Here is a 13653-nt window from a genome sequence, read left to right on the forward strand (position 1 = left end):
AAAAAAGCCGGGTCAAAAACCATTCCTGAACCGGATTCGGTGAGTCGCCTTGCGGGTTCGGCTCATCGATGGGATGAACTGTACGCCGATGGGGTACAGAGAAAAACCACCGGGTCGCGAACTAACTGTTCCAGTATTGGAAACAATAAAGGTGCGTTGATGGCAAGTCCATTGGCATAGGGCGTTGCTTCGGCTGCAGTGGGGACACTGGTGATGGATAACCCGGATACGAATACAGGACGGTCAGGAGGTGTTGGGCTGTGATGCCACACGCCGGTAACAAGGGTGACCGCGCAAGGTCAGCGACTCCGCTTTTCGCGGAATTGCCTGAGAAATGGCGGCATGTAGGGGGCCTGGTGCCCATGGAAAGCGCGCCGAAATTGGGCTGAAAGCGCTATCTGGCTGCCCAGCTGCCCTTCACACAATGGCTGCCTTCAGCATGCGCTGATTCCTGCAGCCGTGTGAATGCTCGGGCTGGCTGCCCACAGGCTCTCAGCGCACGACTGGCGCATCTGGCAGCTCGTTGGTGCAGGGGGAATCGGTGGTGCGCGGAAAGTGCTTTGCCAGCAGGGCGCCTACAGCACCCACAGCCTGTGCCAGGCCTTCTTCGTAGTGACCCTGCTGAAACTGGGCCGACATCTGAGCCGCCATTTCCTGCCATACGGCGGGAGCCACATGCCGCGCCAAGCCCCGGTCGGCAACGATCTCGAACGCATGCTCCGGCATCAGCAGGTAGATCAGCACGCCGTTGTTGTGTTCGGTGTCCCACACGCGGTGTTTGCTGAACAGCATCAACGCGCGTTCGCGCACCTTCGCGTGGCGGCGCAGGTAACTCCATGGGAGTCCCGCTTCCGCCACGATGCGTATCTGTCCGGTGTGCTGCAATTCGCTGGCGGCGACCTGCGCGCCGAGGCGCTGAAGCGCGGGCGCCGGGATGGCGGATCGACCGAAGGCGTCGTGCCAGCGGTGGCGGACCAGCCGCCAGATGGCATGCCACAGCGTATGCGTTGGTCGTTCACTTTTGTCAACACCCATCACCAGTCTCCCGATGCGCCACCACCGCCAAAATCTCCCCCACCGCCCGAGCTGAAGCCGCCACCGTCACTGCTGCTGGAACCGCCTGAACTCCCGCTGCTCCAGCCTCCCAAGCCTCCCCCGCCATGCCCCAGGCTGATGAGGCCGCTGCTGCCGCCAAAAAACCAGGTGTAGAGCAGCGCTATGACGCCCGCGCCCACGGACAGCAGCAGGCTGGATGTGAACACAAACGCCAGGACGCCCACGCCGCCACCCAACGCCAGCCCGCCCAGCGCAGCGCCCAAGATGCTGCGGGCCAGGGGGCCGGCCACCATGACGCCAAAGAACAGGAAGATGGCAAAGTCCGTCCAGTCAAAAAGACCGTGACTGTCGCCCCTGATGGCAGCGGCTGGCGCCGAGGCCGGGCCGGGCAGGGCCTCGCCAGCAATGCGCGCGCCGATTTGCGTGACCGCAGCGCTGAGGCCTCCGGCAAAGTCGCCTTGCTGAAAGCGGGGCTTCATTGCGCCGTCGATGATGCGTGCTGCTGCGATGTCGGGGATGGCACCTTCCAGCGACTTGGCAACCTCGATGCGCATCTTGCGGTCGCTCTTGGCCACCAGCACCAGCACACCGTCACCCACGTCGCGGCGCCCGATCTTCCACTGGTTGCCGACCCGGTTGGCATAGGCGGCGATGTCTTCGGGGGCGGTGGTGGGCACCATCAGTACGACCACTTGCGACCCGTGGGCTTTTTCGAGGGTGGCCAGCTGGACTTCCAGCGCCTGGGTGTCTGTGCCGGAGAGCGTGCCGGTCTGATCGATGACGTGGCCTGTGAGGGCGGGCACGGCCAGTAGCTGCGATTGAGTCCAGCCAAAGGAGGGCAATATTGCTATCAATAATATAGCTGTCAGTGCATATTTTCTAAGCGCTAGCAGCATATTCGGCTCACATTGGCACGTGAGGGGTGTTGTTCAGGGCTTTGCCTTGGAGGCGGAAAAGTCCACCGTGGGCGGCACGGCAATCTGTGCCTCGTTGGCTACCGTAAAGCTTGGCTTCGGGGCGTAGCTGAAGGCCATGGCCGTGAGGTTCGTGGGGAAGCTGCGTGCCAGCACGTTGTACTCCTGCACGGTCTGGATGTAGCGATTGCGAGCCACGGTGATGCGGTTCTCGGTACCCTCCAGCGTGACCCGCAGGTCACGAAAGCCCTGGTTGGCCTGCAAGGTGGGGTAGCGCTCGGACACGACCATCAGGCGCGAGAGGGCGCTGGACAACTCGCCCTGGGCCTGCTGGAACTTGCTGAAAGCCTCGGGGTTGTTCAGCGTCTCGGGCGTGACCTGGATGGCCGTGGCCTTGGCGCGGGCCTCGACCACCTTGGTCAGCGTTTCCTGTTCAAAGTTGGCCTCGCCCTTCACGGTGGCGACGATGTTGGGCACCAGGTCGGCACGGCGCTGGTACTGGTTGAGCACTTCGCTCCAGGCGGCCTTCGATTGCTCGTCCAGGCGCTGGAAGTCGTTGTAGCCGCAGCCGCTCAGCGTGAGCGTGGCGGCGAGCAAGGTGAGGAGGGCAAGTAGACGTTGGATCATCATGATGGTGGAGTCCGCCGATGGAGAAATGGGATGACTGTGCCAGAAACCGGAGGGCGCCAGTCCGCAAACTGGTCGCCGACCAGCGATGGTGGGCCCCCGCCCGAGCGCGTACAAAATCGGTAGGCAGCCAGGCATTGCACCGCCGCCGCACAATAGCAGGCTGGCGTTGTACCTGTCACGCCGTTCCGACCCACTTACCACCAGAATCCACATGCCCCGCGCCCGATCAAAAGCAGCCACCCTGGGTGGCTCTTCGGATGAAACCGAAACCGCGTTTTATGAGGCGCTGCAGCGCGGTGACATCGAGCTGCTGATGTCGTGCTGGGCGGACGATGACGAGATTGTCTGTGTGCACCCGGGCGGGCCGCGCCTGCTGGGGCCCGCCGCCATCCGTGCCGCGTTCGAGGCCATGTTCTCCCATGGCACGGTGCGTGCCCGACCGGCGCAGGTGCATCGCGTCGTGGCGCTGTCGAGTGCCGTGCACAGCGTGGTCGAGCAGGTCGAGGTGATGCTGCCCGACGGCCTGCACCAGGCCGTGGTCATGGCCACCAACGTTTACCACAAGACCCCCGAAGGCTGGCGCATGGTGGCACACCACGCCAGCCCGGGCGTAGCGCCAGATGCCCAGGTGGATGTGCTGGCGCAGCGCCCGGTGCTGCATTGAGGCACGGGCGTGAGGACTTTGAGCCATTTTGGCTGCATGCGCCGACATAATATGCCCCGATAGCTATGAAATACATAGCGCCTCGCTGGCTCCCCGGTGGCCAGCTGCAAACAATCTGGCCCGCGTTGTATGCACGCCGGGTGTTCGGCCCCCGCCCCGAGTACCGCCGTGAGCGCTGGGACACGCCCGACGGCGATTTCATCGACGTGGACTTTCTGCAGGACAGTGTGGCGGCTGACGCAACCCGGCCGCTGCTGGTGGTGTTTCATGGGCTGGAGGGTTCATCGCGCAGCCATTACTGCGAAGCCTTTGCCGACCTAGCGCGCGAACGCGGCTGGGCCTGCGCGTTGCCGCACTTTCGCGGTTGCAGCGGGGAGATCAACCGTGGCCCGCGCGCCTACCACTCGGGCGACCATGCCGAGATCGGCTGGATGCTGCAGCAGCTGCGTGTGCACCACCAGGGGCCGCTGATGGCAGTGGGGGTGTCACTGGGCGGCAACGCTCTGCTGCGCTGGGCCGCCGAAGTGGGCACTGACGCTGCGCGCAGCGCTGATGCGGTGGCGGCCGTGTGTTCGCCCATCGACCTGGCTGCGGGCGGTCACGCCATTGGGCGCGGGTTCAACCGGCTGGTGTACACGCGCATGTTCATGCGCACCCTGGTGCCCAAGGCGCTGCAGAAGCTGGCGCAGCACCCGGGGCTGTTTGACCGGCAGGCGCTGCTGGCCGCGCGGGACCTGTACGCGTTTGACAACGTGTTCACCGCACCGGTCCACGGGTTCCGCAATACCGAGGACTACTGGCTGCGCGCGTCGGCCAAGCCGTTGCTGCACCGCATCCGCATTCCGGCATTGGTGGTGAACGCGCGCAATGACCCCTTTGTGCCCGCCGGCAGCTTGCCTGGCATGCGCGAGGTGGGACGCCACGTCACGCTCTGGCAGCCGCCGCACGGCGGGCATGTGGGGTTCCCGCGCGGGTTGCCGCCGGGGCATGTGCGCGCCATGCCCGACGCCGTGGGAGGGTGGCTGGCCGAACACAGCGGGGCGCAGGGGCAGCACGGTGCACAATCTCCCCATGGATGACATCGTCAAACAGGCCTTGGCCAAATGGCCCAACGTGCCCGACTGCTATGGCTGGCTGGGCCTGGATGCGCGTGGCCACTGGTATTTGCGCGACGACGCGACACAGGCGGCGGGTGCTTTTCCGCACAGCAAAGGGTCGCTGCTGCAGCACGACAAGCTCATCGCTTTCATTGCGCGCAACTATGAGCACGACATCGAGGGGCAGTGGTTCTTTCAGAACGGCCCGCAGCGCGTGTACGTAGAACTGGCGGCCACGCCCTGGGTGTGGCGCCTGCAGCCGCAGGACCTGCGTGCCGTCAGCCACACCGGCCGGGAGGCGTCGGTACGCCACTGTCTGCTGGACGAGCAGGGCCGCGTGTACCTGGAGACGGACCTGGGCCTAGGGCTGTTGCACACGCTGGATGTGGCACTGGCTGCAGAGGCGGTGACAGACGGACGCTGGACGCCGCAGGACGTGCAGGCGCAGGACCTTCCGGCACGCTACGGGTATGTCTGCAGCCCGCGCGCCCGGTCGCAAGCCAGGGCGTCACAACCAAACTGAAGCTCCGCGCTACCGCCTTCAACCCGGAGTTGCTGGCAGTCACTGCTGCTCACCGCGGTACTGGATAAGCTGCAGAATGAAAAAAGCCGGTCGCAAGGACCGGCTTTCTGGGTGGGTTTCTGGCTCGCCTGTGCAGGGCACCGGGCCGCCTTACTTGGCGGCGGCTGCCATGAACTCCACAGCAGCGCGCAGATCGGCGTCAGAGGCTTGGGAGCCGCCACGCGGGGGCATCGCACCCTTGCCCTTGGCGACGCTGGTGTACAGCGCATCGATGCCTGCGGGCAGGCGAGCGGCCCAGGCGGCCTTGTCACCAAACTTGGGGGCACCAGCTACACCGGCAGCGTGACACACCTGGCAAGCCTGCTTGTACAAAGCCTCGCCAGCGCCGCCGGCAGCGGCTGCTGCAGGTGCGGCAACCACGGCCACGGTGGGAGCGGCTGCTGCCACAGGGGCTGCGGCAGCAGCCGGTGCGGGAGCGGCGGCAGGGGCAGCGTCCGCCTGTGCGGCAGGCGCAGCAGCTGCGGGGGCAGCAGGTTCGGCGAACTTGGCACCGCCAGCATTGGCCATGTAGGCCACGGCGCGGGCGATTTCGGTGTCGTTGAAGTCGCCGCCACCCTGGGGTGCCATGGCGCCCTTGCCCTTCAAGGCCGACTGCACCAGGGCTTCAAACCCGGTGCCGATGCGCGCAGCCCAAGCAGCGGCATCACCAAACTTGGGAGCACCTGCAGCGCCAGAGGCATGGCAGGCCGAGCACTGGGCCTTGAACACTTCTTCGCCGCTCTTGAGGGGGCGGTTGGCGTCGCGCACCTCGACCATGCCGATTTTCTGGATGCGTTCGGCAATGGCTTTCTCGGGGTTGACAGCACCGGCAGCGGGCTTGTCCGCCGACGTCACATACAGGACCAAGCCAATGATGGCAAAGATCGGAATCACAAACGAGAAAAGTACCGCGACCAGCAACTGCTTGGGGTTCTTGATCGGGCCGGTATGGGCTTCTTCGTGGTGGTTGTCGCTCATGTCGTCCTCAGGTGTATCGGGGGCTTCGGTGTAATCAACCTTAAATTATATCTGCGGGGATGGTTATTCCCATCCCTGCTTGACGCAGACACCCACGGGTTTGCCCGAGAGCGTGCATGGCGCCCAAGCAGGCCACGCACGCTCGGCGGCGATCGCTCAGGAGGGAGTCTGGGCGGTGGTGTCAGGTGCACCACCTCCCAATGCCTTGTACAGCGACACCTGGTTTTGCAACTGCGCGAGCCGCACCTGTACCACCGCCTGCTGGGCTATGAACAGCGAGCGTTGCGCGTCCAGCAGGTCCAGATAACTGGCCACGCCGTTGCGATAGCGCAGGTCGGCCAACTGCAAGCGAGCCGCTTCTGCCCTGGCCTGCTGTTGCTGGGCCTGGGCTTGCTCGCCCAGGGTGGCTTGCCCAGCCAGGGCGTCCGAGACTTCGCGGAAGGCGGTCTGGATGGCTTTTTCGTACTGCGCCACGGCAATTTCCCGGCCAACCCGGGCACTGTCCAGGTTGGCCTGATTGCGGCCCGCGTCAAAAATGGGCAGCAGCAGCGACGGCGCGATGGTGAAGCCCCAGGAGCCGTTCTTGAACAGGCCTGACAGCTCGCCACTGGCCGTACCTGCCTGCGCCGTCAGCGCGATGCGCGGGAAGAACGCCGCCCGCGCAGCTCCGATGTTGGCATTGGCTCCGATCAGTTGCTGTTCTGCCTGTCGGATGTCCGGCCGGCGGGTGAGCAACTCGGACGGCAGGCCGGCGGGCAGTGTTTCCATCGCAGGCGCGTTGGCCAGCTTGCCACCGGCCAGGCTGGTGCGCACATCCTGAGGCAGTGCCTGGCCCAGCAGCAGGACCAGCGCATTTTCGTCGAGCGCGCGCTGCCGCTGTTGCTGCGCCAGCGTGGCGCGGGCGGCTTGGGTGAGGGATTCGGCCTGGCGGTAGTCGAGTTCGGACGCCACGCCTGCATCCAGGCGCATCTTCGTCAGGCGCACCGACTCCTCGCGTGATGCGAGGGTCTGGCGCGACAGGTCCAGCAGCTCTTCGTCGGCCAGCAAGGTCAGCCAGCCGTTGGCCACGGCCGCCACCAAGCTCACCTGGGCGGCGTTGCGGCCTTCTTCGGTGGCAAGGTACTGGGCTAGCGCCTGTTCCTTGAGGCTTGCAATGCGGCCAAAGAAGTCGATTTCCCAGGCGGATACGGCCAGGCCCACGCTGAACGAGTTCGTCAGATTGCCCGTGCCCGTAGCGGGCGCCCGGCTGGCATTGGCAGACAGGCCGACGCCCGGGTACAGGTCGGCACGGCGCACCTGGTAGGTGGCGCGAGCCTGCTCGATACTGAGCATGGCCACACGCAGGTCGCGGTTGTTGGCCAGCGCAATGTCGATCAGCTGCTGCAGGCGTGGCTCGGCAAAATAGTTCTGCCAAGGCACCATGGCTCCCGACTGCACAGCTGCGCTGGCGTTCGTTGCCACCCCGCTGGCGTAGGCGGCGGGGACGGGGGGCTGGGGGCGCTCGTAAGTCGGTATGAACGAGCAGCCAGCCAACAGCGCAGCCGCTGTGGCCGCTGCCAGCGCGATGGGGGTGCTGCGGTGCTTAGTCATGGGTTCCAACTCCTGCTTCTTCTGCATGGCGGCGGTTCATTTCCTGCTGGCGTGCGCTGCCTTTGAACAGGCTGCGCACCACCACAAAGAACACGGGCACAAAGAAAACGGCCAGGGCGGTGCCCGTGACCATGCCACCCAGCACGCCGGTGCCGATAGCCCGCTGGCTGGCCGAGCCTGCGCCCGACGCGACGACCAGCGGCAGCACGCCCAGGCCGAACGCCATCGAGGTCATCACGATGGGGCGGAACCGCAGATGTGCGGCGGCCAGCGCCGACTCGATCACGCCCTTGCCCTGGGCTTGCAGGTCCTTGGCGAACTCGATGATCAGGATGGCGTTTTTCGCCGAGAGGCCAATGATGGTGATCAGGCCCACCTGGAAGTACACGTCATTGGCATAGCCGCGCAGCAACGTGGCCAGCAGCACGCCCAGCACGCCCAGGGGCACCACCAGGATCACTGCCAGCGGGATCGACCAGCTCTCGTACAAAGCGGCCAGGCACAGGAATACCGCCAGGATTGCAAAGCTGTACAGGATGAGCGATTGCGAGCCTGCCAGCTTTTCCTCGCGCGACTGGCCAGTCCATTCAAACCCGAAGCCTTGCGGCAGCTGGCCTGCGAGCTTCTCCATCTCGGCCATGGCAGCACCTGTGCTGTAGCCGGGCGCTGGCGAGCCAGAGATTCGCATGGCCGGATACCCGTTATAGCGCACGGTTTGCTGCGCCCCGGTCACCCAGCGCGTGGTGGCGAATGCCGACAGCGGCACTGGCTTGCCCTGGCTATTGGTGGCATTGATTTTCAGCAGATCATCGGGCTGCATGCGCGCTGGCGCGTCGGCTTGCACCACCACCCGCTGCAGGCGGCCCTGGTTGGGGAAGTCGTTCACATAGCTGGAACCCAGCGCGGTGGACAGCGCGGAGTTGATCGCGTCAAAAGGCACACCCAGTGCGCTGGCCTTGTCGCGGTCAATGTCAATCTGCAACTGTGGAGCGTCTTCCAGACCATCGGGGCGCAACTGGGCTAGCACCTTGCTCTGCGACGCCATGCCGAGCAGCTGGTTGCGAGCCTTCACCAGGGCTTCGTGGCCCGCGCCGCCACGGTCCTGCAGGCGGAACGTGAAGCCGCTGGCATTGCCCAGCTCAGGAATGGGCGGCGGGCTCAGCGGGAATATGAACGCATCGCGGATGCCCATCAGCGCACCAAAGGCGCGGTTGGCAACGTCCTGTGCCGACTGGCCTGGGCCTTGGCGCTCACTCCAGTCCTTGAGGGTCACGAATGCGAGCGCCGCGTTTTGCCCCTGACCGGAGAAGCTGAAGCCCAGCACGCCCACCATGCTCTGCACCTCGGGCTGCTTGAGGATGAAGCCTTCGACCTGCTCCATCACGGCCAGCGTGCGCTCCTGCGTGGCGCCAGGTGGCAATTGCACGTTGACGATGATGTTGCCCTGGTCTTCGCTGGGCAGGAACGAGGTTGGCAGGCGCATGTACACCACGGTCACGGCGCCGATGATGGCGGCATAGATCACCAGATAACGCGCGGCGCGCCGCAGCATGCGTGCCACAAAACCTTCATAGCCCTTGGCGGTGCGCGAAAAGCCGCGATTGAACCATCCAAAAAAGCCGGTCTTCTCATGGTGATGCCCCGCCTCTACCGGCTTGAGCAGGGTGGCGCACAGTGCCGGCGTGAGTGACAGGGCCATGAAGGCTGAGAAGCCAATGGATGCCACCATCACCGCCGAGAACTGGCGGTAGATGTTGCCCGTGGAGCCCGCAAAAAATGCCAGAGGCACGAACACCGAGATCAGCACCACCGTCACGCCAATGATGGCGCCCGAGATCTGGCGCATGGCCTTGCGCGTGGCTTCCAGCGGTGACAGGCCTTCTTCACTCATGATGCGCTCAACGTTCTCCACCACCACGATGGCGTCGTCCACCACGATACCGATCACCAGCACCATGCCGAACATGGTCAGCACGTTGATAGAGAACCCCAGAGCCAGCAGCGTGGCAAACGTACCCAGCAGCGCAATCGGTACCACGATCGTCGGGATGATGGTGTAGCGCCAGTTCTGAAGGAACAGAAACATCACCAGGAACACCAGCACCACGGCTTCCACCAGTGTTTCGGCAACCTGCTTGATGGAGATGTCCACGAAGCGCGAGCTGTCGTAAGGAATGCTCCAGCTCATGCCTTCGGGGAAGTAGCGTGACAGCTCATCCATCTTGGCGCGTACGTCTTTGGCGGCCTCCAGTGCATTGCCGCTGGGCGACAGCTGCACGCCGATGCCCACGGCGGGCTTTCCGTTCAGGCGTGCGGCGGTGGCATAGGCCTGGCCGCCCAGTTCCACGCGTGCCACATCCTTGATGCGCACGGTGGATCCATCGGTGTTGGCGCGCAGCACGACGTTGCCGAACTGCTCGACGCTGGACAGTTGCCCGTTGACCACCACAGTGGCTGCAATGCCCTGGCCTGCGACGTTGGGCAGGTCGCCAATGGTGCCGCTTGCCACCTGCGCGTTTTGGGCACGGATGGCGGCGGTGATTTCTGCCGCTGACAGGTTGTAGCTCACCATTTTGGCGGGGTCGATCCAGATGCGCATGGCGCGCTCGGTGCCAAACAGCTGCGCCTGGCCAATGCCCTTGAGACGCTGGAGTTCAGGCACCACATTGCGCGAGGCATAGTCGCCCAAGGCCACGGTGTCAGTTGCCGGGTTGCTGGACGACAGCATGGTGAACAGCAGGAAGTTGGAGCGCGACTTGTCCACGCGCACGCCCTGCTGGGTCACGGCAGAAGGCAGGCGCGGCGAGGCCCGCGAGAGCCGGTTCTGTACGTCCACCTGCGCCAGATCGGCGTTGGTGCCGGGCTGAAAGCTCAGCGTGATGCTGCCCGAGCCATCGGCTTGCGCCACTGATTCCATGTAGATCAGCCCGGGGGAGCCGTTCATTTCCCGTTCAATCACCGACAGCACGCTGTCTTCGAGTGTCTGAGCCGATGCGCCTGGATAGGCGGCGTTGATGACGATGGACGGTGGTGCCACCGGCGGGTACTGGGCAATGGGTAGCTGCGTGATGGCTACGCCGCCCATCACCATGATGAACAGCGCAATCACCCACGCAAAGATGGGGCGGTCAATGAAAAATTTGGCCATGCTGGAATGCCCCTTATGGCTTGGATGCGGCCGATGCAGGTGCCGCAGGCGCTTCTGGCGAGGTCGGCGCTGACGCAGACGCTGCCGACTGTGCGCCTGGCGCTTGCCACGGCACAGGTTTTACGGGCGTGCCGGGGGGCAGCATCTGCAGCTTCTGGAATCCGTCCACCATCACTTTTTCTCCCGCCTTCAGTCCGTCCAGCACCACCCAGCGGTTGTTCTGTGCGGCATTGATCTTGACGGTGCGCTGCGACACTTTGCCGTCGTCGCCAACCACGCTGACCGTGTCGCCCTGCTGGGTACGCGTGACGGCCTGCTGGGGCAGGGTGATGGCGTTGCTGGCCTGTGCCTGTTCAATCCGCACGCGCAAATAAAGGCCGGGCAGCAGCTCGCCCTTGGGATTGGGTACTTCAGCGCGCAGGGTCACCTGGCCCGTTGTGGAGTCCACCGACAAGTCCGTGAACAACAGCTTGCCTGCTTGCGCGTATTCAGATCCATCGCTGAGCACCAGCTTGACGCTGGCCGCCTGGCTGCCGCCAGCGCGCTTGAATTGCCCGCTTTCCATGGCGCGGCGCAGTTGGAAGACGTCGCCGGCCGATTGGGTGAAGTTCACGTACACCGGGTCGATCTGCTGTACCACCGCCAGTGCGGTCGCTTCGCCCTGGCCGACCAAGGCGCCTTCGGTCACTAGCGCGCGGCCAATGCGGCCGGAGATCGGTGAAGTCACGCTCGCATAGCTGAGGTTGATGTCCGCGGTACGCACGGCGGCCTTGGCGGCTGCCACGTCGGCCTGGGCTTGTTTTTCGGCCGCCTCTGCGTTCACAAAGTCCTGCTTGCTGATGGCATTGGCGGCCACCAGGGGGCGATAGCGCTCAGCTTGAGCGCTGGCCTGTGCGAGATTGGCTTGTGCTTTGGCAAGGCTGGCGCGCGCGCTTTCTGCGGCGGCGGCGTAGGGTGCGGGATCAATGCGGAACAGCACCTGCCCGGCCTTGACGTCACTCCCTTCCTTGAACACTCGCTGTTGCAAGATGCCTGCGGCCCGTGCGCGCACCTGGGCCACGCGAGATGCTTCGACACGGCCAGGCAGCTCGGTGATCAGGCCCACGTCGCCGGGCGTGGCAGTGACGACCCCCACTTCGACCGGGGGCGGCTTGGGGCCTCCTGCCCCGGCGGCCTGTCCATCTGCCTTGCCACATGCAGATACAAGCAATACCGCTGCGCTGATGGCGGCCAGCGAAATCACTCGTCGGGTGGTGGTGGCACGCAAGTAAGGGGTGCCGGATGCGTCACGCAGTTGAGGCATGAGAGTCCTTTGGATGTGCGTCAAAAAAGGGGGTGTCGGAAAGAAAACGGGTCTAGAGCGCTTTGCTCAATGTCCCGACAGTTTGATCAGAAATTATACATACAGACATGAATGTATAATTATTGTCCGCTACAGATGCCCCTTGGCAGGTGTAGGGGTTTTGGAGACTCAACAGGGTGTTTGACTATGGCGCGCCGGACAAAAGAAGATGCAATCGCAACCCGTAACGGGTTGATCGATGCGGCGGAGTTGGTGTTTCGGGAAAAGGGCGTGTCCCGTGCATCTCTGAGTGACATTGCTCAGGCTGCAGGGGCCACCCGTGGCGCGATCTACTGGCACTTCAAAGACAAGGTAGATCTGTTTGGCGCCATGATGGATCGTGTCACTCTGCCGCTGGAGCAAGGTTTTGCCAGTTTTGAAGACAGCACCTGTACTGATCCTGTGCAACGCCTTCGGGCAGTGATGGCTCTGGTCTTGCGTAGCGTTGCCTCGGACGAGCACACCCGAAGGGTTTTCGAGATTGCTTTGTACAAGGTGGAATATGTGAGCGAACTGATGGGCTTGCGTGAGCGTCATGTCGCGGCTTCCGAAGGGTTTACGCAGCAGTTGGCGCGCGACTTTGCGTTGGCTGCCGAGTCGCAGGGCGTGGCGCTGTCGATGTCGGCCCTGGATGCGGCCATCAGCCTGCATGCCCTTTTTGATGGCTTGATACGTAACTGGATTCTGAACGACGGTGGCTTTGATCTCATTGGCGTGGGTGGTGCCAGCACCGACGCATTTTTGCGTGGGGTGGGGTTGTCGCTAGGGGGCTCGAAGGTGCCAGCAGCATCTTGCGGCGGCTGAGCGCCAGGGCTTTGTTTGGTGGGATGCTTGCCGCATGCAATAATTAAAGGCTGCGTTAATCAGAGGTATGCGGCTGTAGCTCAGTGGATAGAGTATTGGCCTCCGAAGCCAAGGGTCGTGGGTTCGATCCCCGCCAGCCGCACCAACGGTACATGCAGCATCGAACGCCGCCAGCGTTTGTGATGAGCGCCAAGCGCGTTTAATTTCTGGATGTGCGAAAAATTGGTGCTATAATTCGAAATTCTCCGGAGGGGTGCCCGAGTGGCTAAAGGGGGCAGACTGTAAATCTGTTGGCTTACGCCTACACTGGTTCGAATCCAGTCCCCTCCACCAGTGAGTGAGCAGTGTTGAGAGTGATGCTTAACTTTGTGAGTGCAAAGTTGGGTTCGCAAAGGCCGGTGGTCTGCGCGGGAGTAGTTCAATGGTAGAACCCTAGCCTTCCAAGCTAATGACGCGGGTTCGATTCCCGTCTCCCGCTCCATTGTTTGTTGCGCTGGTTTGTTGAGTAGAGATTTTTGGTGTTGTGTGAGCGGCGCCAATTGCCCATGTGGCTCAGTGGTAGAGCACTCCCTTGGTAAGGGAGAGGTCGCGGGTCCGATTCCCGCCATGGGCACCATTTTCTGGTGCGTCCGGTTCTGGTTGCGCCGAGATCCTGTTGTGTTGATATAGATTTTTTTCGGAGTCGGAAAAATGGCAAAAGGAAAATTCGAGCGGACCAAGCCCCACGTGAACGTGGGCACGATCGGCCACGTGGACCATGGCAAGACCACGCTGACGGCAGCCATCGCCACGGTGCTGTCCGCCAAGTTCGGCGGCGAAGCCAAGGCCTACGACCAGATCGACGCTGCGCCCGAAGAAAAGGCCCGCG

13 protein-coding genes and 4 tRNA genes are annotated in these 13653 nt (G+C 63.6%); 10 read left to right on the forward strand and 7 right to left on the reverse strand.

The window, feature by feature from the left end:
* Positions 1-180: hypothetical protein (locus tag ISS20_RS18865; protein WP_291438496.1), on the forward strand; the 180-nt coding region annotated here is incomplete at its 5' end.
* A 312-nt stretch (positions 181-492) separates the two neighbouring features.
* Here ISS20_RS18865 and ISS20_RS18870 read toward each other — a convergent pair.
* The 3 genes from ISS20_RS18870 to ISS20_RS18880 are packed head-to-tail and all read right to left on the reverse strand — an operon-like array spanning position 493 to position 2597.
* Complete coding sequence (locus ISS20_RS18870; protein WP_291438498.1) at positions 493-1035, reverse strand: TPM domain-containing protein; 543 nt, start codon at positions 1033-1035, stop codon at positions 493-495.
* The gene (locus ISS20_RS18875; protein WP_291438500.1) at positions 1035-1952 is read right to left on the reverse strand and encodes a TPM domain-containing protein; all 918 of its coding nucleotides are present in this window, start codon (positions 1950-1952) and stop codon (positions 1035-1037) included. Before ISS20_RS18875 ends, ISS20_RS18870 begins: the two co-directional genes overlap by 1 nt.
* Positions 1953-1985: 33 nt before the next feature.
* Positions 1986-2597: a LemA family protein gene (locus tag ISS20_RS18880; protein ID WP_043565926.1), complete on the reverse strand. Its 612-nt coding sequence runs from the start codon at positions 2595-2597 to the stop codon at positions 1986-1988.
* 214 nt (positions 2598-2811) lie between these two features.
* Between ISS20_RS18880 and ISS20_RS18885 the strand changes: the two genes are divergently transcribed.
* The 3 genes from ISS20_RS18885 to ISS20_RS18895 all read left to right on the forward strand — a co-directional run bounded on the left by ISS20_RS18885 (position 2812) and on the right by ISS20_RS18895 (position 4884).
* The gene (locus tag ISS20_RS18885; RefSeq protein ID WP_056059073.1) at positions 2812-3264 is read left to right on the forward strand and encodes a nuclear transport factor 2 family protein; all 453 of its coding nucleotides are present in this window, start codon (positions 2812-2814) and stop codon (positions 3262-3264) included.
* Positions 3265-3329: 65 nt separating this feature from the next.
* Positions 3330-4343 (forward strand): alpha/beta fold hydrolase, encoded by a 1014-nt coding sequence (locus tag ISS20_RS18890; RefSeq protein WP_291438504.1) that lies wholly within the window; start codon positions 3330-3332, stop codon positions 4341-4343.
* Entirely contained in the window at positions 4336-4884 is a 549-nt protein-coding gene (locus tag ISS20_RS18895; RefSeq protein ID WP_291438506.1) for a DUF2946 family protein, read from the forward strand. The genes ISS20_RS18890 and ISS20_RS18895 overlap by 8 nt, the downstream gene beginning before the upstream one ends.
* A gap of 150 nt (positions 4885-5034) precedes the next feature.
* Here ISS20_RS18895 and ISS20_RS18900 read toward each other — a convergent pair whose 3' ends face one another.
* From ISS20_RS18900 to ISS20_RS18915, 4 genes are all read right to left on the reverse strand, one after another.
* On the reverse strand, positions 5035-5901 hold the full coding sequence (locus ISS20_RS18900; protein WP_291438508.1) for a c-type cytochrome: 867 nt from the start codon (positions 5899-5901) through the stop codon (positions 5035-5037).
* Between the two features lie 156 nt (positions 5902-6057).
* Positions 6058-7491 (reverse strand): efflux transporter outer membrane subunit, encoded by a 1434-nt coding sequence (locus tag ISS20_RS18905; protein WP_291438510.1) that lies wholly within the window; start codon positions 7489-7491, stop codon positions 6058-6060.
* A complete protein-coding gene (locus ISS20_RS18910) occupies positions 7484-10639 on the reverse strand; it encodes an efflux RND transporter permease subunit (protein ID WP_291438511.1) in 3156 nt (1051 codons plus the stop codon). The genes ISS20_RS18905 and ISS20_RS18910 overlap by 8 nt, the downstream gene beginning before the upstream one ends.
* A 13-nt stretch (positions 10640-10652) precedes the next feature.
* Positions 10653-11942: an efflux RND transporter periplasmic adaptor subunit gene (locus ISS20_RS18915; RefSeq protein ID WP_291438513.1), complete on the reverse strand. Its 1290-nt coding sequence runs from the start codon at positions 11940-11942 to the stop codon at positions 10653-10655.
* A gap of 186 nt (positions 11943-12128) precedes the next feature.
* On the opposite strand from ISS20_RS18915, the gene ISS20_RS18920 reads away from it, so the two are divergent.
* The 6 genes from ISS20_RS18920 to ISS20_RS18945 form a co-directional block, all read left to right on the forward strand.
* Positions 12129-12785, forward strand: a complete 657-nt coding sequence (locus ISS20_RS18920; RefSeq protein WP_291438515.1) for a TetR family transcriptional regulator — start codon at positions 12129-12131, stop codon at positions 12783-12785.
* Between the two features lie 69 nt (positions 12786-12854).
* Positions 12855-12930, forward strand: a tRNA-Arg gene (locus tag ISS20_RS18925).
* Positions 12931-13032: 102 nt separating this feature from the next.
* Positions 13033-13118 (forward strand) — tRNA-Tyr (locus ISS20_RS18930).
* A 74-nt stretch (positions 13119-13192) separates the two neighbouring features.
* Positions 13193-13266: transfer RNA gene (locus tag ISS20_RS18935), tRNA-Gly, on the forward strand.
* A 60-nt stretch (positions 13267-13326) separates the two neighbouring features.
* Positions 13327-13401: transfer RNA gene (locus ISS20_RS18940), tRNA-Thr, on the forward strand.
* A 74-nt stretch (positions 13402-13475) separates the two neighbouring features.
* Positions 13476-13653, forward strand: a 178-nt coding sequence (locus ISS20_RS18945) for a GTP-binding protein (protein ID WP_291438518.1), incomplete at its 3' end; no start/stop codon positions are given.

It is taken from the genome of Acidovorax sp. (assembly GCF_016783915.1).
Classification (GTDB): Bacteria; Pseudomonadota; Gammaproteobacteria; order Burkholderiales; family Burkholderiaceae_C; genus Acidovorax.